At 55.3% G+C, this 17637-nt stretch carries 24 protein-coding genes and 1 tRNA gene; 16 read left to right on the top strand and 9 right to left on the bottom strand.

Annotated features, from left to right (window positions below; translation table 11 throughout):
- Positions 1–76 precede the first annotated feature (76 nt).
- From fabF to ABD013_RS04800, 8 genes are read left to right on the top strand one after another with little or no spacing between them, the layout of a single operon-like run.
- Positions 77–1315 carry a beta-ketoacyl-ACP synthase II gene (gene fabF / locus ABD013_RS04835; RefSeq protein ID WP_343803060.1) on the top strand — a complete coding sequence of 413 codons (1239 nt, stop codon included), beginning with the start codon at positions 77–79 and terminating at the stop codon, positions 1313–1315.
- A 36-nt stretch (positions 1316–1351) separates the two neighbouring features.
- Entirely contained in the window at positions 1352–2179 is an 828-nt protein-coding gene (gene pabC, locus ABD013_RS04830) for an aminodeoxychorismate lyase (RefSeq protein WP_343803057.1), read from the top strand.
- The gene (gene mltG, locus ABD013_RS04825; protein ID WP_343803054.1) at positions 2173–3210 is read left to right on the top strand and encodes an endolytic transglycosylase MltG; all 1038 of its coding nucleotides are present in this window, start codon (positions 2173–2175) and stop codon (positions 3208–3210) included. The genes pabC and mltG overlap by 7 nt, the downstream gene beginning before the upstream one ends.
- A gap of 5 nt (positions 3211–3215) precedes the next feature.
- A complete protein-coding gene (gene tmk, locus ABD013_RS04820) occupies positions 3216–3851 on the top strand; it encodes a dTMP kinase (RefSeq protein ID WP_343803982.1) in 636 nt (211 codons plus the stop codon).
- Positions 3844–4839, top strand: a complete 996-nt coding sequence (locus ABD013_RS04815) for a DNA polymerase III subunit delta' (protein ID WP_343803051.1) — start codon at positions 3844–3846, stop codon at positions 4837–4839. The genes tmk and ABD013_RS04815 overlap by 8 nt, the downstream gene beginning before the upstream one ends.
- A gap of 13 nt (positions 4840–4852) precedes the next feature.
- Positions 4853–5203, top strand: a complete 351-nt coding sequence (locus ABD013_RS04810) for a PilZ domain-containing protein (protein ID WP_343803048.1) — start codon at positions 4853–4855, stop codon at positions 5201–5203.
- Between the two features lie 15 nt (positions 5204–5218).
- Positions 5219–6001, top strand: a complete 783-nt coding sequence (locus tag ABD013_RS04805) for a TatD family hydrolase (protein WP_343803045.1) — start codon at positions 5219–5221, stop codon at positions 5999–6001.
- 5 nt (positions 6002–6006) lie between these two features.
- The gene (locus ABD013_RS04800) at positions 6007–6909 is read left to right on the top strand and encodes a radical SAM protein (RefSeq protein WP_343803043.1); all 903 of its coding nucleotides are present in this window, start codon (positions 6007–6009) and stop codon (positions 6907–6909) included.
- Between the two features lie 52 nt (positions 6910–6961).
- On the opposite strand, the gene ABD013_RS04795 is transcribed toward ABD013_RS04800, so the two are convergent.
- From ABD013_RS04795 to ABD013_RS04765, 7 genes are all read right to left on the bottom strand, one after another.
- Positions 6962–7522, bottom strand: coding sequence for a chemotaxis protein CheW (locus ABD013_RS04795; RefSeq protein WP_343803040.1), 561 nt, complete (start codon positions 7520–7522; stop codon positions 6962–6964).
- Positions 7500–8318 (bottom strand): hydroxypyruvate isomerase, encoded by an 819-nt coding sequence (gene hyi / locus ABD013_RS04790; protein ID WP_343803037.1) that lies wholly within the window; start codon positions 8316–8318, stop codon positions 7500–7502. Before hyi ends, ABD013_RS04795 begins: the two co-directional genes overlap by 23 nt.
- The gene (locus ABD013_RS04785) at positions 8318–8650 is read right to left on the bottom strand and encodes a TusE/DsrC/DsvC family sulfur relay protein (protein WP_343803034.1); all 333 of its coding nucleotides are present in this window, start codon (positions 8648–8650) and stop codon (positions 8318–8320) included. The genes hyi and ABD013_RS04785 overlap by 1 nt, the downstream gene beginning before the upstream one ends.
- A 1-nt stretch (position 8651) precedes the next feature.
- Entirely contained in the window at positions 8652–8933 is a 282-nt protein-coding gene (tusB, locus tag ABD013_RS04780) for a sulfurtransferase complex subunit TusB (RefSeq protein ID WP_343803031.1), read from the bottom strand.
- Entirely contained in the window at positions 8930–9292 is a 363-nt protein-coding gene (gene tusC, locus ABD013_RS04775) for a sulfurtransferase complex subunit TusC (protein WP_343803028.1), read from the bottom strand. The genes tusB and tusC overlap by 4 nt, the downstream gene beginning before the upstream one ends.
- Positions 9289–9687, bottom strand: a complete 399-nt coding sequence (tusD, locus tag ABD013_RS04770) for a sulfurtransferase complex subunit TusD (protein ID WP_343803025.1) — start codon at positions 9685–9687, stop codon at positions 9289–9291. Before tusD ends, tusC begins: the two co-directional genes overlap by 4 nt.
- 92 nt (positions 9688–9779) lie before the next feature.
- Entirely contained in the window at positions 9780–10460 is a 681-nt protein-coding gene (locus ABD013_RS04765) for a Bax inhibitor-1/YccA family protein (protein ID WP_343803022.1), read from the bottom strand.
- Positions 10461–10574: 114 nt separating this feature from the next.
- Between ABD013_RS04765 and ABD013_RS04760 the strand changes: the two genes are divergently transcribed.
- A tRNA-Ser gene (locus tag ABD013_RS04760) sits at positions 10575–10662 on the top strand.
- A gap of 40 nt (positions 10663–10702) precedes the next feature.
- The gene (locus tag ABD013_RS04755) at positions 10703–11470 is read left to right on the top strand and encodes a pseudouridine synthase (RefSeq protein ID WP_343803019.1); all 768 of its coding nucleotides are present in this window, start codon (positions 10703–10705) and stop codon (positions 11468–11470) included.
- An 11-nt stretch (positions 11471–11481) separates the two neighbouring features.
- On the opposite strand, the gene ABD013_RS04750 is transcribed toward ABD013_RS04755, so the two are convergent.
- Positions 11482–11961, bottom strand: a complete 480-nt coding sequence (locus ABD013_RS04750; protein WP_343803016.1) for an S-ribosylhomocysteine lyase — start codon at positions 11959–11961, stop codon at positions 11482–11484.
- A gap of 254 nt (positions 11962–12215) precedes the next feature.
- Between ABD013_RS04750 and ABD013_RS04745 the strand changes: the two genes are divergently transcribed.
- Positions 12216–13529 (top strand): DEAD/DEAH box helicase, encoded by a 1314-nt coding sequence (locus tag ABD013_RS04745; RefSeq protein ID WP_343803013.1) that lies wholly within the window; start codon positions 12216–12218, stop codon positions 13527–13529.
- Between the two features lie 62 nt (positions 13530–13591).
- Here the strand turns inward: ABD013_RS04745 and cspE are convergent, their stop codons facing one another.
- Positions 13592–13798 (bottom strand): transcription antiterminator/RNA stability regulator CspE, encoded by a 207-nt coding sequence (gene cspE, locus ABD013_RS04740; protein ID WP_217333244.1) that lies wholly within the window; start codon positions 13796–13798, stop codon positions 13592–13594.
- A gap of 359 nt (positions 13799–14157) precedes the next feature.
- Between cspE and mtnN the strand changes: the two genes are divergently transcribed.
- The 5 genes from mtnN (at position 14158) to ABD013_RS04715 (ending at position 17631) form a co-directional block, all read left to right on the top strand.
- Positions 14158–14922, top strand: coding sequence for a 5'-methylthioadenosine/S-adenosylhomocysteine nucleosidase (gene mtnN / locus ABD013_RS04735; protein ID WP_343803006.1), 765 nt, complete (start codon positions 14158–14160; stop codon positions 14920–14922).
- A gap of 36 nt (positions 14923–14958) precedes the next feature.
- Positions 14959–16146 (top strand): pyridoxal-phosphate-dependent aminotransferase family protein, encoded by a 1188-nt coding sequence (locus ABD013_RS04730; RefSeq protein ID WP_343803003.1) that lies wholly within the window; start codon positions 14959–14961, stop codon positions 16144–16146.
- Between the two features lie 23 nt (positions 16147–16169).
- Positions 16170–17042 carry an NAD(P)-dependent oxidoreductase gene (locus ABD013_RS04725; protein WP_343803000.1) on the top strand — a complete coding sequence of 291 codons (873 nt, stop codon included), beginning with the start codon at positions 16170–16172 and terminating at the stop codon, positions 17040–17042.
- A 61-nt stretch (positions 17043–17103) separates the two neighbouring features.
- Complete coding sequence (locus tag ABD013_RS04720; protein ID WP_343802997.1) at positions 17104–17247, top strand: hypothetical protein; 144 nt, start codon at positions 17104–17106, stop codon at positions 17245–17247.
- 69 nt (positions 17248–17316) lie between these two features.
- The gene (locus tag ABD013_RS04715; protein ID WP_343802994.1) at positions 17317–17631 is read left to right on the top strand and encodes an excinuclease ABC subunit C; all 315 of its coding nucleotides are present in this window, start codon (positions 17317–17319) and stop codon (positions 17629–17631) included.
- Positions 17632–17637: the final 6 nt, after the last annotated feature.

Raw genomic sequence — 17637 nt, 5'->3', positions numbered from 1 at the left:
AGTCGAAAAGCCGCATCTATATGCGAATATAGTGCGGCTTTTCTTTTGCAAGGCCTGGTAAGGCTGGAGGAGTAGGATGTCTCGCAGAAAAGTTGTTGTGACCGGTATCGGTTTGCTGACACCCGTAGGTAATACCGTCAAGGACACCTGGGACAATATCCTGGCCGGTAAAAGCGGGGCCGCGCCAATTGATTTTTTTGACGCTTCTCAGTTTGCAACGCGCTTCTCTGCATCGGTAAAGGATTTTTCCCTGGAGCCTTACTTGAGCGCGAAAGAAGCGCGCAAGATGGATCTGTTTATTCAGTACGGAATGGTCGCTGCAGCCCAGGCCATCGATGATTCCGGCATTGAAGCCAATGAGAGCAACTCACACCGTATCGGCTGTGCCATCGGTTCTGGCATCGGCGGTCTGCCGATGATCGAGAAAACCCATGATACGCTGAATAACAGCGGTGCTCGTCGTGTTTCACCGTTTTTCGTACCCGGCAGCATCATCAACATGATTTCCGGCAACGTGGCGATCAAATACGGTTTCCGCGGCCCGAACATCGCGATCACTACGGCATGCACCAGCGGTACCCATAATATCGGACATGCCATGCGCATGATTCAGTACGGTGATGCTGATGTCATGGTAGCAGGTGGTGCCGAAATGGCTACTACGCCTCTGGGTGTGGCAGGCTTCTCTGCTGCTCGCGCCCTGTCCACACGTAACGACGACCCGACAGCGGCCAGCCGCCCATGGGACCGTGACCGTGACGGATTCGTACTCGGCGATGGTGCCGGCGTGCTGATCCTGGAAGAGTATGAGCATGCCAAGGCTCGCGGCGCCCGGATTTATTGCGAACTGTCCGGTTTCGGCATGTCCGATGACGCATTCCACATGACCTCTCCGCCGGAGGATGGCGCGGGCGCAGCATTGTCGATGCAGAATGCGATCAATGATGCGGCTATTGCCCCTGAGCGCATTAACTACATCAATGCTCACGGAACCTCTACACCTGCCGGTGATATTGCTGAATCCAACGCCGCCAAGCGTGTGATGGGCAGTGCTGCTGAACAGGTCCGCATGAGCTCAACCAAATCCATGATTGGTCACCTGCTGGGGGCTGCCGGTGCGGTTGAGGCGGCGTTCTGCGTGCTGGCACTGCGTGATCAGGTTGCACCGCCGACGATCAACCTGGACAACCCGTCCGAGGGTTGCGATTTGAACTATGTTGCTCATACCGCGCAGGAATGTGCCATCGATGCAACCATGTCCAACTCCTTCGGCTTCGGCGGTACCAACGGTACCCTGATCTTCAACCGCATCTAAGGAGCGGGGAGGGTGTCCAGCCCTCCCTGTGTTTCGATGCAAGTGCAAACACTGATCAATGGCGAGTTCTCTGACTGTATCGGCGTGGCCGATCGTGGTCTTGCCTATGGTCATGGCGTATTTGAAACCTTTCTGGTTCTCAATGGCACCCCCGTCTTCTACACGGAGCACCTTCAGCGCCTGTTGACAGGGTGCAAGCGGCTCGGCATTCCTGTCGATCAGTTGCCACAGCGGCTCGAGCACGACCTTATGCAACTCGACTACCCGGCAGGCCGTGCCGTGCTCAAGCTTATTGTTACCTGCGGTTCGGGCGGGCGTGGTTATCTGACGCCCAACCCTGCCTCCCCCGTACGTATACTCATGCTGTCTCCATTACCAGAATACCCAGGCCAGCCGGAACAGGGCATCCGAGCGCGCTGGTGTCAGACCCGCCTGGCCTGTCAGCCACTGTTGAGCGGCATCAAACACCTGAACCGCCTGGAGCAGGTTTTGGCACGCAACGAATGGCAGGACCCGGCTATACGGGAAGGGCTGGTCTGCGACAGCCGCGGGTTTGTGGTGGAGGGGACCATGAGCAATCTCTGTTTTATAGCTGGCGGTCGTTTTTGCACGCCCGCACTTGACCAGAGTGGTGTCGAAGGGATCGTTCGCAACCAGTTGCTGCAATTAGCAGCCCTTCAGGGGCTTGAGGTGGAAGCTGGCCGCTATACACCCGACGACGTTCATTCAGCTGATGAGCTCTTCGTCTGCAACAGCTTGATTGGCATTTGGCCTATCGTACAGCTGGGAGATCGTTCATATGAATGGGGAACCTACACACGCCGCCTGCAGTCAGCCCTGAATCAACGGATGGTGCAATGCTGAAACGACTATTTATTGTTTTATTCCTTCTTTTTACCCTTGTAGCGGGCGTTGCCGTCTGGCTGGGGCAGCAGCAATTGCAACGCACTCTGAGTGCCTCGCTCCCGATTAGTGAATCACGCCAACTAGTCATTGAGCAGGGGACCTGGTTCCGCAAGTTTGCCCTGCAGCTGGAGCAGGAAGGGCTGATCGACTCTCATCTTTGGCTGCGCCTTGAAGGCCAGCTGAATCCGGCTGTAACGGCCATCAAGGCAGGGGAGTATCAGCTCGAACCCGGCATGACCCTGCAGCAGCTGCTGGACAAGGTCATCAGCGGTGACACCATCAGTTACACTTTCACGCTGGTAGAAGGCACAACGTTCAAGCAGCTGCGTCAGTCATTGTTGAATAACCAACAGCTGAAGCATGAGTTGACCGGGCTCAGTGAGGCGGCGTTGCTTAAACAGCTGGGCAGTGATGCTGTAGCCGTGGAGGGCTTGTTCCTTGCGGAAACCTATCACTTCAAACGCGGCATGAGCGATCTTCAACTGCTCAAGCGTGCGCATGCTGACCTGAAGCAGGTGTTGGAAAGCGCCTGGGCGACCCGCTCCAAGGATCTGCCTTATGATTCACCTTATGCCGCATTGATCATGGCGTCGATTATTGAAAAGGAAACCGCCGTCCCGTCTGAACGCGGCCAGATCGCCGGCGTGTTCGTGCGTCGTCTCAAGCGTGGCATGCGTCTGCAGACAGATCCGACGGTTATCTATGGCATGGGCGATCGCTACCAGGGCAACATTACCCGCGCCGATTTGAAACGCCCGACCCCCTGGAACACCTATGTGATCAGCGGGCTGCCGCCGACGCCTATCGCTCTGGTTGGACGGGAAGCCATTGAGGCCGCCTTGCACCCTGTGGATGGCAAGGCGCTCTACTTTGTTGCCAAGGGCGATGGTTCGCACCAGTTTTCCAACTCGTTGCAGGAACACAATCGTGCCGTGCGCCGCTATCAGCTCAAGCGTCGTGCTGATTATCGCTCTTCACCGGAGAATTGATGTCGATGACCCAAGGATGCTTTATCACCGTAGAAGGGACGGAAGGTGTTGGCAAAACCACCAACCTGGATTTCATTCAGCGCTGCCTTGAGCGGCAGGGGATCGAAGTCGTCCGAACCCGTGAGCCTGGCGGAACCCCGCTGGCTGAAGACATCCGTGAGCTGCTGCTAACGCCGCGTGAGGAGCCGGTCGCAGAGTTGACCGAGCTCATGCTGATGTTCGCAGCTCGTGCCCAGCATCTGCAGCAGGTTATTCGACCCGCACTGGGCGCAGGTAAGTGGGTGCTTTGCGATCGTTTTACCGATGCGACCTACGCTTACCAGGGCGGTGGCCGTGGTATGGATACAGCCCAGATTGGCACTCTGGAGCAGTTGGTCCAGGGCGAACTGCGTCCTGATTTGACCCTGCTACTGGACCTGCCCGTCGCTACCGGGTTGGCAAGGGCTCGAGCGCGCAGCACACCCGATCGTTTCGAATCCGAGAAAGTCAATTTTTTCGAAGCTGTTCGCCAGCACTACCTGGAACGCGCCGCGAAGGAGCCTGAACGCTTTGCTGTCATTGACGCCGAGCCGGAACTGAAGCAGGTGCAAGCGCAAATCCTTGTTGCTCTGAAGCGCTTGGGAGTCAATGCGGATGTCTGACCTGCTCCATCCCTGGTTCATGCCACAGTGGCAGCGGCTGTGTGCGCAGCAACAGTCGGACCGCCTGCCGCACGCATTGCTGCTCTCAGGCCCCATCGGTGTTGGCAAGCGGGACTTTGCCAGGGCCCTCGCCAACCGGTTGCTTTGTCATCAGCCTACGCCCGAAGGACCCTGTAATCACTGCCATAGCTGCGAGCTTCGCATCGCAGGTCATCACCCAGACCTGGTACAGGTATCACCGGAAGCAGAAGGCAAGCCGATTAAGGTAGATCAGGTGCGCCTGCTGATCGATCACCTGCACAGTACCGCGCAGCAGGGCGGCTACCGTGTGGTGATCATGGAGCCGGCCGAAGCGCTGAATACCTCGTCCGCCAACGCGCTGCTGAAGATTCTGGAGGAGCCGGGAGAAAGCACACTGTTGATTCTGGTTTGCCACCAGCCGGGGCAGCTGATGCCGACGATCCGCAGCCGTTGCCAGCGTATCGACTTCACTACACCGTCTCATGAGCAGGCAGTCAGCTGGCTGTCTGACAAGCTCGGGCTGGAAGCTGACCGAGCTGACCAGCTCCTGCGGCTGTCGCATGGTGCGCCCCTGAAGGCGAGCAGCCTTTATGACAGTGACCTACTGGAGCAGCGCAAGAAATTGATGTCCGGTTTGGCTGACTTGCTGCGCGGACGCGCTGCAGTTACTGACTTGGCGCTACAGTTCAACAAGTTCGACCTGTTACAATGCCTGGACTGGTTGAACAGCCTGCTCAGCGACATCGTGCGCATGCAAATGGCTGGCCTGCCCGAGCCTGTCGTCAACCCAGACATGACACGCATGCTTCAGGCAGTTGCCAAGCAGGCTCACAGCGCTAAAATCTTTGCATTGGCTGACCGAATCCAGGAAGAAAGAGTCAGCCTGATGCTGCGCCAGAACCCGAACCGGCAGTTGCTGCTGGAACGACTCTTGCTGCAATGGTCCGATCTGGCACGAAAAACATAGGAGTGTTGAGTTCATGTCCATCATACCGCGTATCAGCCACGGTATTCTTTCACTGACCATCGACAACAAGGAAAGTCTGTACAAGGCGTACATGCCCTATGTGACCAATGGCGGCCTGTTCATTCCTACCACCCGCACCTATCAATTAGGCGAAGAGGTTTTCATGCTGCTGATGTTGATGGACGAGCCGGACAAGGTGCCGGTTACCGGCAAGGTCGTCTGGGTAACGCCCAAGGCCGCGCAGGGCGGACGCACACCCGGTATCGGTATTCAGCTATCCGGTGACGACACGGCACTGGTTCGCAAGATCGAAACCTATCTCGCTGGCATGTCTGGTACAGGTCGGCGCACCAACACTTTGTAAGCACTCAGAGATCCGATGCTAATAGACTCGCACTGTCACCTTGATATGCTGGACCTGGCCCGGCACGACAACTCTCTTGATAACGTAATCGCCACCGCACGGGAACGAGACGTGGAGAAAATGCTCTGCGTCTGTGTCGACCTGAACAAGTTCGACGCTATGTACCAGACGGCATCGCGTTTTGATAATGTCTGGTTTTCGGCCGGCATTCACCCCTTGCATGTCGAAGAGAGCCCCTTTGATCGGGACCAGCTGGCCCGTCTGGCAGCTGATCCTCGAGTTGTGGCGCTGGGCGAAACAGGCCTGGATTATTACTACTCCACTGAAACGCTCGAACAGCAGCAGGCGAGCTTTGCCGGCCATCTGCAGCTGGCAGGCGAGCTGGATCTGCCGGTCATCGTGCACACGCGTGACGCACGGGACGATACCATTCGTTTGATCCGTGAGCACGGCAATACCGAATCGGCAGGTGTGCTTCACTGCTTCACCGAGTCACTCGAAATGGCGAAATCTGCACTGGACCTGGGGTATATGGTCTCCTTTTCCGGCATCATCAGTTTCCGCAATGCGGCGGAACTGCGTGAAGTGGTCAAGGCGGTGCCTCTCGATCGCATGCTGGTCGAAACCGATTCCCCTTACCTGGCACCTGTGCCTTTCCGAGGCAAGCAGAACCAGCCGGCATATGTCGCTGAAGTAGCTGCCTGTGTCGCCGAGCTCAAAGGTGTTTCGGTGGAGCAGGTGTCTGAGCAGACCACTGCCAACTTCCATAAGCTGTTCAAGCGCACACGTACCAGCTGATCACCATGTACTATCAACCTCCCGTCGATTATATCGAGCCGGTCTTTCGTCCGCCGAGCGAGGCCGACTCGCTGATTCTGCAGGTCACTAACGGCTGTAGCTGGAACCGCTGCACCTTCTGCGATATGTACACAGACGAGCAGAAGAAGTTCCGCCCCAAGCCAGAGGCCGATGTGTTGGCCGAGATCGAGCGCTGCGGCCAGATGATGCCTTGGGTAAGGCGTATCTTCCTTGCTGATGGCGATGCCATGGCCCTGTCGGTACGTCGCCTGACGGCTATCCTTCGCGCGATTCGCACCCATATGCCGCAGGTTCGCCGGGTCTCGGCCTACTGCCTGCCGTCCAACCTGAAACGCAAGAGTGTGGAAGAGCTGGCCTTGTTACGTGAGCTGGGACTGACTCTGATCTACATGGGCGCGGAAAGCGGGTGCGATCAGGTGCTGCAAGCCTTTGACAAGGGTGAGACCTTCGACACTACCGCAGAGGCTTTACTCAAGGCCGGTGAGGCGGGTATCAAGCGCTCGGTAATGCTGATCAATGGAGCTGGTGGTGAGCTCTACTCCGAGCAGCATGCGCTGGAATCCGCTCGGTTGGTCAACCTGGTACAACCTGAGTACCTCGCGACGCTGGTCCTGTTTTTCCGCCGTGATGCTGAAGCAAGGGTAAGGGCAGGGTATGAGGGCAGGTTCAAGCCGCTGGATGCGCAGGGGCTATTTCGTGAAATGCATACGTTGATTGGGGCAACTGACCTCAGGCAGACAATTTTCCGCAGCGATCACGTTTCCAATCGTCTGGTTTTGAAGGGCGTTCTGGGGAAAGACAAGGCCAGCATGCTGAGAGAAATCGAAGCAGCCATTGATTATGCTGGTGGTCACGAAATTCCGCTTTATCACGACAGCGGATTTTAAGTGCCAGCCGCTCCGGTCAAGGAGCGGTTGGCAAAAGAAGGGTAGTCTCTGTTTAGTAACTGCCCTTCAGCTCTTCTTCGCTCAGTGGTGTAATGCTGAGCAGCATCTTGGTCAGATCCAGCAGAATGATCAGGATGTTGTTGTAGTAGCAGACGCCCTGAACAAACCGCTTGGTGGAATCATCACCGGACACGCTGGGCGCACGGTCAACCTCATTATGCGGCAGGTTGATAACTTCATCGACACTGTCCACGACCAGGCCGATCACCTCCTGCTCATTGAACTCAACCACAATCACGCGCGTGTCATCATCATAGGGCGCCAGTGGCAGGCCAAACATCTGCCGGGTATCGATTACGGTAACCACGTTACCACGCAGGTTGATAATGCCAAGAATGGAGCTATCAGCACCCGGTACGGGCGTGATTTCGCTGAAGCGCAGTACTTCCTTGACCTGCATGACATCGATGCCATACAGCTCGTTGTCGACACGGAATGTAGCCCACTGGTGATAGACGACCTCATCCTGCTGGGTCCGCCGGGCGTGCTCCGATTCGGCCTTCTGACCATCCTGCAATGTTTTCAGGTATTCAGCTGCTGCATTCAAGCTCATTGCGTTCGTCCTGTGTCATCCAGGTAGCCAGCCAGCCTAAACCGGCTTCTGTCTGGCCCTGGGGGATATATTCGAGGCTGATGTAGCCAGGGTAACCCTGGCTCTCAAGTGCCTTGAAGAGATTGGTAAAGTTTATTTCACCCGTCCCGGGCTCATGACGCCCGGGAACATCGGCGATCTGTATATGTCCGATTTTGTCTGCATTCTGCTGCAAAGTCGAGATCAGATTACCTTCCATGATCTGCATATGATAGACATCATACTGCAGTGCCGCAGCCGGCAACTCAAGCTGGCTGATCAACTTCAGTACCTGTTCACTGTGATGAAGGTAAAACCCAGGTATATCGCGGGTATTGATCGCTTCGATCATCAGCTCAATACCGGCTTGCCGGCAGCGCTCGGCTGCCAGTTTAAGGTTACCGGCCAGCGTTCTCGCCACCTGTTCTGCCGTGGCATCCTGTGGCATGACGCCCGCAAGACAATTCAACTTGCCAACCTTAAGACTACAGGCCCACTCAATCGCCTGATCAAGACCGGCTGCAAACTCTGTCTCCCGGCCGGGAAGGCAGGCCAAACCACGCTCACCGGCCTCCCAATCCCCTGCAGGAATATTGATCAGTACCAGGTTCAGCTCATGCGCATCAAGCTCCTGCTTGATCTGTTCTGGTGACAGGGTGTAGGGAAACTGAATCTCGACTGCATCAAAACCGGCTGCACGTGCAGCCGCAAAGCGGTCAATCAAGGGGCGCTCGGTGAACAGCAGGCTCAGATTGGCGGCAAATTTCAGCATACTCATTACAGACAGTTGTCCGGTTTGGGTAGCCCAGCGAGGCGAGCCGCCACTTTTGCCGGGCTGCCAGGGAAAAGCTGCATCAGATAAATACTGCGCCCCTTATCCTTGCCCAGCTTGGCTGCAACAGCCTTGACCAATGGGCGCATGGCAGGGGAGAGTTGATACTGCTGATAAAACTCACGCAACAACTGGATGATTTCCCAGTGTGCTTGGGTCAGTTCCAGTTGTTCATCTTCAGCGAGCAATCGCGCCACTTCGGGGGTCCATTGATTGAGGTCGTACAGGTAGCCTTCGTCATCCAGAGCAACGCTCTGGCCATCCACATTCAGTTGCATATCAAAACCAGCTCACTACTCGTTCATGCTTGACCGTCAGCTCGACAAAGCCTGCATCGTCCACTTCGATCAGGTTTTCCGCTTCAATACCACGCGCCTGACGATCAGGCGACAGTGCCACTACCCGAGCAGGGATGCGAGCAAGTTCAGCCCGGTGGTGCGGCAGCAGCCAATAGGTGCCGTCCTCTATTAGGAGCAAGACATCCTCTTCCGCCAGCGCATGGCTGCAGCTAAGGAAAGTATTACGGTCACTGGGCGATGTGTTCAGAATATGCAATGTCATACAGTCAGCACCATGTCATGGCGTTTGATCAGGGCTTGCAGTTCAATACTGTCCAGCGCAATGGGACTGGGCTCAAGGCGCTGCGCCTCCAACCCGTGTAGCGCCAGACTTTGCAGGCTGGTATACACCTGATCAATATCATACAACGGCAGCGCGCCCAGCATCGCATTCAAATTCTTTTCCCCGATAAGGCCGGTATTCTGACCAGGCAGAAGTTGAAGTACCGCGTCATCAAGCAGCAGCAGGGAAACTTGAAGGTCAAATACAGCGCCGCTCAAGGCTATATCCAGTGCTTCGCGGGCAGCAGATGAGCCATAAGGTGCCTTGCGACAGATCACCAGAACCGATTTCTGACTCATCGCTGACCTCCAAACGTGATAACACGATCAGACTGCAGGCCGGCTTCGATCAGTTGCCCAAGTCCCGAGAGTTCAAAGCCATCCGCCAGATTATGGTTGGCTTTTTCATAGCGTTTGGCTTCAGCGGCATCAAGCACGCCACGACGTACAGCTGCGGCTATGCACACCACCATGTCAAGGTCATGCTCCTGCGCCAGCTGCTGCCATTGTGCCGGGATGTTCTGCTCATCACGAGGTGGAGACACAAGTGCGCTGGCGTTATGTACACCATCACGGTAGAAAAAAACCCGGTGAATGGAGTGTCCTGCAGCGAGTACCGCCCTGGCGAAGCGGAGTGCCGTGCCTGCAGAAGCCGATTGATAGGGAGCTGAATGTACGACAAGGGTATAAATCATGCTGCCTTGAACCATGAAGAAAAAAGAGCCCTGAATGAAAAAAGCCCCGCAATCTTAACAGATTTGCGGGGCTCTGGTGGTCAAACCGGGGTTTAGTCGTCGCTGAAGGCGCCGACCAGGCTCAGCAGGTGAACCAGCAGGTTGTAAATACTCAGATAGAGACCAACCGTTGCCATCACGTAGTTGGTATAACGACCGTTAACGATGTTGCTGGTGTCATAGAGGATGAAGCCGGACATCAGCAGAACAACCGCACCGGAGAATGCCAGCTGCATGCCGGAAATGTCGACACCAAACAGCGGCAGTACAAACAGTGCAATCATGGCCACGATCAGGATCATGGAGCCGGCAGCCAGGAACCCGCCCATGAAGCTGAAATCCTTGCGAGAAGTCAGTACATAAGCGGACAAGCCCAGGAAAGTTATCGCGGTCATGCCCATCGCAGTCATTACGATCTCACCACCATTCGGCAGGGCCAGGTAGTGGTTCAGAATCGGCCCCAGACCGAAGCCAAGCAGACCGGTAAATGCGAAGGTCAGCGGCAGGGCAGCAGCGCTGTTCTGCTTGCGGTTAATGACGAACAGCAGTACAAAGCTGATCAGAACGCTGCCAAGGTATACCAGAAACGGCGGATTGATCGCCATGGATACACCGGCAGTTGCGGCGCTGAACACCAGCGTCATCGCCAGTAGCATATAGGTGTTACGGATGACCTTATTGGTCTCCAGTACCGCCTGCGACGAGCGGGCTTCCATTGTACGTACGTTATCCATCATGAACCTCGTTAGTTATTTCCTTCTGCCAGCAATGATGAGGGTTTACACTTTTTTTTCAACACTTTTGGCGGTTTGACTTCAAAAAGATTCCCAGTAGAATTTCCCTTGTGCGGAGGGGTGGCTGAGTGGTCGAAAGCACCGGTCTTGAAAACCGACGAGTCGAGAGGCTCCCAGGGTTCGAATCCCTGCCCCTCCGCCAATCTTTCTTCTAAGACTGTCCTCTCCTCTACGAGTTCCCCGTGTCCGAATCTACACTGCTCGATATTCTGTACGAAGACGAATACCTGGTTGCCGTCAATAAACCCGCTGGGCTTCTGGTACACCCGAGCTGGATCGCGCCAGCGCGTACGCCCAATCTGGTTTCGATGCTGAAGAAACGCTATCCGGGTGAAACCGTGCATACGGTTCATCGCCTGGACCGGGCTACCTCCGGAGTCATCCTGTTTGCTCGCAATAAAAGTGTAGCCCAGCAACTGCAGCAGCAGTTCATCGACCGCGCCATCAAAAAAACCTACCTTTGTGTTGTGCGCGGTTGGACCGATGAAGAAGGACTGATCGATTATCCGCTCAAGGTGATTACCGACAAGCGAGATGACCCGCGAGCTGACCAGGATAAAGAGCCTCAGGATGCAGTTTCGGCCTACCGGCGTATCGCAACCGTCAGCTTGCCTATCCCGGTTGGGCGTTATCCGGAAGCACGCTACTCACTGGTCGAGGTAAAACCCACGACCGGGCGTAAGCACCAGATTCGCCGCCACATGAAGCACATCCTGCATCCTATCGCCGGTGATACCAAACACGGAGAAGGGCGTCATAACCGGTTGTTCCGGGAGAACTTTGATCTGCACCGCATGCTTCTGATGGCGACGGCTGTAGAGTTCATTCATCCGGTTACAGAGTGCACAATTCGCATCGAAGCCGGGGTGGGGGAAGAGGTTCAAAAGCTGTTTGAACGATTTGGCTGGCTGGAGGGTTATCCGGTTACCGCCAGGGTGGATCAGCGGTAACCGGTGGAACATCAGGACAGCCAGTTGTCCGGATCGTTCTCGTCAGCAAATACCTGTGGCCACTCGTCACGGCGATTGAGCATATCGCGAGCGATCGCCTTGGCGCCTTCCAGGTCGTGGCTGGCAGCCCAACCGCACTGCAATTCATTGCAGGCCGGTACTTCAGTTGCTTCCAGTACATCTTCAAGCGTGCGCGCAAATACATCGAGAATTTCGCTGTAGTTGTCATGGTTGAGGACAGACAGGTAGAAACCGGTCTGGCACCCCATGGGGCTGAAGTCCAGCACGCAATCCAGGTGGTTGCGGATCAGCTCAGCAATCATATGCTCCAGCGAGTGCAAGGACGGCATCGGCATATGCGCCTTGTTGGGCTGGCAGAAACGCACGTCGTACTTGTGAACACGGTCCTGCTGACCTTCGGTAACACCGACCAGGCGGACATAGGGGGCCACAACTTTAGTGTGGTTGAAGTTAAAGCTTTCAACGTTCATCAAAAAACCTTTAAGGCTGGGTACTTAGGAGCATTAATTCACCTGTTGCGCCAAAAATGAATGAGCAGTTCAAGGTGATGCCGTGGTCGTATCTTAGCAAAGCCCGCTCGGAAAAGCAGAGACTGTTCGATAGTCATGGCGAACCCGGCTCGGCTACTGTAAGCTTGGCGCCACAACAGCCCCTGTCCCGAAGACTGTTCCCGATTCAGAGCTGCCTGCGCAGACCTCTCCTTACACAACCAAGAGATCACTGAATGAGTTTTGCCTCACTGGGGCTTTCCGCTCCATTGCTTAAGGCTGTTGCTGAACAGCAGTACACCACCCCATCACCGATCCAGCAGCAGGCAATTCCTGCTGTACTGTCCGGTCGAGACGTCATGGCAGCCGCCCAGACCGGCACAGGTAAAACCGCCGGCTTTACCCTGCCCATTCTTGAGCAGCTCAGTCGCGGCACACCAGTGAAGGGCAACAGGGTGCGCGCCTTGATTCTGACACCGACGCGTGAGCTGGCTGCTCAGGTTGCTGAAAGCGTAGCAGTGTATGGCAAGCATTTAAGGCTAAAATCAGCAGTCGTATTCGGCGGGGTCAAGATCAACCCTCAAATGATGAAGCTCAGGGGAGGGGTTGATGTACTGGTAGCCACACCGGGACGTCTGCTTGATCTCTATCAGCAGAATGCGGTGCGCTTTGACAACATCGAAACATTCGTTCTCGATGAGGCCGACCGCATGCTGGACATGGGCTTTATTCACGATATACGCAAGATTATCCAGCTGCTTCCGGCAAAGCGTCAGAACCTGATGTTCTCCGCCACCTTTTCTGACCCGATTCGTAAGCTCGCCAAAGGTCTTATCCATGATCCGGTTGAGGTTTCGGTCACGCCGAGCAACAGCACGGCCAAAACGGTCGCTCAATACGTATACCCGGTCGACAAAAAGCAAAAGCCCAACCTGCTGCTGAAACTGATCGAAGAGCAGCAGTGGCAGCAGGTATTGGTGTTTACCAAAACCAAACATGGTGCCAACCGCCTGACGCGTTTCCTTGATGAGGCCGGGGTTACTGCAGCAGCCATCCATGGCAACAAAAGTCAGGGTGCACGCACCAAGGCTCTGGCAGGGTTCAAGACCGGAGAGGTGCGTGCTCTGGTTGCAACCGATATCGCCGCGCGCGGCCTGGATATCGATCAGTTGCCTCAAGTGGTTAACTTTGAGTTACCGAATGTGGCGGAGGATTATGTTCACCGCATCGGTCGTACTGGCCGTGCCGGTGCAAGTGGTCAGGCTATATCGCTGGTATGTGCTGATGAAAGCGATCTTTTGGGCGGGATTGAGCGCCTGACCCGGCAAACCATTGAGCGCCGGTTGATTGAGGGCTTTGAGCCCGTGCATCCGCTGCCTGAGAATGCACAAAAACCGCGCGGGCACAGTAAGCGCAAACCTCATCACAAGAGCCACAAGACAGACCACCCCGAGCACAAGGATGGTCAGCGTGCACCGGCGGCGCACAAGCCGGCGCGTCGACGCCGTCCTCGCCCCAAGAACGCAGGGCAGAACAATAGAGGACAGTAATAAGCAGGCACAAAAAAAGCGATCCTGAGATCGCTTTTTTTCAATCGGCTCTATGTAAAAAATTACAGAGCAACGATGTTCTCAGCCTGAGGACCTTTCTGGCCCTGAGTTACAGTGAACTCAACCTTCTGGCCTTCCTGCAGGGTTTTGAAACCGCTGCCCTGGATAGCGCTGAAGTGAGCAAAAACGTCCGGGCCGTTTTCCTGTTCGATGAAGCCGAAGCCTTTAGTTTCGTTGAACCATTTTACAGTGCCGGTAGTAGTAGACATTCTATCTTTCCTAAATATCTGAATTATATCGGGCTTGCCCGAGAAAAATGCTCTAAAAGTGGTGCGCTATCTACTCTGTAAGGCTCAGGACGAGTCAACTCAAGGCGGACTTCGAAATGGACGCTGGTAAATATCTTCTTACTTTAAAGCGTTATTCATTCTATAGGGTTACCAGCAAGAGTCAAACATTTATCACAACACAAAAACCCATAGATACCAAGTACATATCATGTATCAATAGTATCATTAAGGTTTCGCCACCAAAGATCAGAACGCCAGTGTCCGAAAGAATTGCCAATTGACCTCACCGTGGTAGCATGCGTTTTTGCATACAATCACGCCATAAGTACCTACAACCAATGACAACAACATCTTCATTCTCAGAGCTGCTTCAGGAACTTGATCGCCCAGCCCGTGTTGCCTTGATCGGCGCCATGGATCAGGAAGTAGAGCTTCTGAAAAACAGCCTTGAAGACCTGCAGGCGCAGACGCTATCCGGCTTTGATTTTTATACCGGTACACTTAACGGGATCGAGATCACTCTCCTCAAGTCCGGAATTGGCAAGGTCAATGCCGCCATTGGCACTACCTTGCTGCTACAGACTTTCTCGCCGGACTGTGTGATCAATACCGGCTCGGCAGGGGGCTTTGACAGTCGCCTGAATGTTGGCGACGTGGTCATTTCGGATGAGGTGCGTCATCACGATGTCGATGTAACCGTATTTGGCTACGAACCCGGCCAGGTACCCGGGTTGCCGCCGGCATTTACGGCTGATCCGCTGCTGGCTCGAATGGCGGAGGAGTGTATCGCCCAGCTGCCACACACCAACACGGTGCGCGGCCTGATCGCAACCGGCGATAGCTTCATGAACTGCCCCGAGCGTGTTGCCCATACCCGAACCCTGTTCCCGACCATGCAGGCGGTAGAAATGGAAGCTGCCGCAATCGCGCAAACATGCCACCAGTTCAATACCCCATTCATTGTCATTAGAGCCCTGTCCGACATTGCTGGTAAAGAATCCAACCTGTCGTTCGAGCAGTTCCTCGAAACAGCGGCAGAGCATTCGGCACAAATGGTCATGGCACTTGTACAGCGCATTGCGGAATACCAGAAAAAACATTAAATAAATAACATAACCATCTGTTTTTAAGGAATAAGCATGATCAAGTCCTTCTACCCGCCACTGCGGACCCTGATGGGGCCTGGCCCTTCAGATGTTCATCCTCGCGTGCTTGCAGCCATGGCCAAGCCAACCATAGGACATCTGGATCCCGCATTTATTGGCATGATGGATGAGGTCAAGCAACTCCTGCAATATGCCTTGCGTACCGAGAATCCTCTCACCATGCCGGTTTCTGCACCTGGGTCCGCCGGCATGGAAGCCTGTTTCGTCAACCTGGTTGAGCCGGGCGATAAGGTCATCGTATGCCAAAACGGCGTGTTCGGTGGTCGCATGAAGGAAAACGTCGAACGCTTCGGTGGCACTGCCCTGATGGTCGAGGACGCATGGGGTACCGCGGTCAGTATTGAAAAAGTACGCGCGCTCATGGAGCAGCATGACGACATTAAAGCCCTGGCCTTCGTGCATGCTGAAACCTCTACCGGGGTCTGTTCTGATGCCCGCGCACTTTGCCGTCTGGCACAGGACTATGGCTGCCTGACGATCGTAGATGCGGTGACATCTCTGGGTGGCGTCGAGCTCGAAGTGGATCAGTGGGGTATCGACGCCCTCTACTCAGGCACCCAAAAATGCCTCTCGGCTCCCCCGGGGATTTCACCTGTGACGTTCAGCGAACGCGCATTGGACAAAGTTCGTCAGCGCACCAGCCGCACTCCGAGTTGGTTCCTCGACAAGACACTGGTGATGGGATACTGGGGGGGCGGTCAAAAGCGCGCCTACCACCACACCGCGCCCGTTAACACGTTATACGGCTTGCACGAAGCGCTGGTCATGCTCCAGGAAGAAGGTATTGAAAATGCATGGCAACGCCACGCACTCCATCACCGCGCCTTGCGAGATGGATTGGAAGCGATGGGTCTGCAGATGGCTGTCGCGGCCGATATTCGCTTACCGCAGCTTAATTCAGTTACCATTCCCGAGGGTGTTGATGATGCGCAGTTGCGCAGCCAGCTGCTGGAAAGCTACGGCCTCGAGATCGGTGCAGGTCTGGGCGCCTTGGCTGGCAAGGTGTGGCGCATTGGCCTGATGGGCAGCTCCTGTACTCGACGTCATGTCATGCTCTGCCTGGATGCGCTGGAAAATACCCTGCTGGAGCAAGGTGCTGATATTCACAGTGGTCGTGCTTCGGCCGCGGCCGCAGCGGCGTATACCAATCCGGAACAATAAGCAGGCACTACAGGAGATCATCGATGGCAAAGGTCGCATTTATCGGGCTCGGCGTAATGGGCTTTCCAATGGCTGGGCATCTGGCCCGCGCCGGGCATGACGTTTGTGTCTATAACCGTACAGCTCAAAAGGCGGAGCAATGGACGCAGGAATACGGCGGTACTTCAGCTGCCACTCCTGCCGCAGCAGCCAATGGCGCCGACTTGGTTTTCACCTGCGTCGGCAACGATGATGATCTGCTGGAAGTGACTACCGGCAGTGAAGGTGTGTTTGCCGGCATGAAGCCTGGCAGCTTGCTTATTGATCACACCACTGCATCGGCAGAAGTGGCGCGCAAACTGGATGCGCTGACCCGCTCTAAAAACATGGGCTTCCTGGATGCTCCGGTATCAGGTGGCCAGGCGGGTGCCGAGAACGGTGTTCTCAGCGTCATGATTGGCGGAGCAGAAGACGACTATGCTCGTGCAGAACCTGTGCTTGAGGCTTATGCCCGATCGCAGAAGCTGCTGGGGCCTGCCGGTAGCGGCCAGCTGGCCAAGATGGTTAACCAGATCGCCATTGCCGGTCTCGTTCAAGGGCTGGCTGAAGCGACACACTTCGTCCAGCAATCAGGCCTGGATGGCGAGGCTGTTTTTGATGTTATACAGCACGGTGCTGCCGGCTCCTGGCAGATGGTGAATCGCCACAAGACGATGCTGAAAGGGGAGTATGATTTCGGCTTTGCCGTAGACTGGATGCGCAAGGATCTGCAGATTGCACTCAATGAGGCACGTCGCAATGGCGCGCGCTTGCCCGTCACGGCGCTGGTAGACCAGTTCTATGGTGACATTCAAGCCAGTGGAGGTGGTCGCCTGGATACCTCGAGCCTCTTGAAAAGGCTTGAGAAAGAGGGGTAAAGCTCCGATAATGCTGCGTTTTGTGTATCCCAACTAGAATGATTACAACCGAGGTAGTTCTATGTTCGATATCGACAAATACAGCATGATCTCTTTTGCCCCGAGCATCCTGATCGTTGCAGCCATGCTGGTGATCAGCTTCTTTGGCCTGCGCTTCATGAAGCGCGAAATCGCCAAAGACGCTGCCAACGCTCAGCAGAAGTAATTCTGCACCGTGCCGGCCCATCTGCCGGCACACGCTCCACCCCTTGCGCTCAAGCTTTAAGGAACTGTTATGACCGTCAATAGCCGAACCAGACTGGAATCAGCCTCACAACAAGCCGAAAAAGAGCGCCACCCTCTACTGTCGGACAATGACATCAACACCATTCTTGTTAATGGTGCCCAGATTTCGCTGAGCAAGCTAAAGCGTGCGCGCTCCTTCGATGCCCGCCTGTACTATTACGCCGAGATCGGCGTTTATCTTGAGGTTTCGTTGTCCCGTGGCGCCGGCATTCTGGATACCACTCGTGAGCAGCTGCAGAGGATCCATACCGAGGCAACGCACCTGCACATGGATGCCAACAAGAACCTCAACGCCGTGGGCTAACACGCT

The organism is Marinobacterium maritimum, assembly GCF_039523155.1.
Taxonomy (GTDB): Bacteria; Pseudomonadota; Gammaproteobacteria; order Pseudomonadales; family Balneatricaceae; genus Marinobacterium; species Marinobacterium maritimum.
This window is presented reverse-complemented; position numbering and strand designations above follow the sequence as displayed.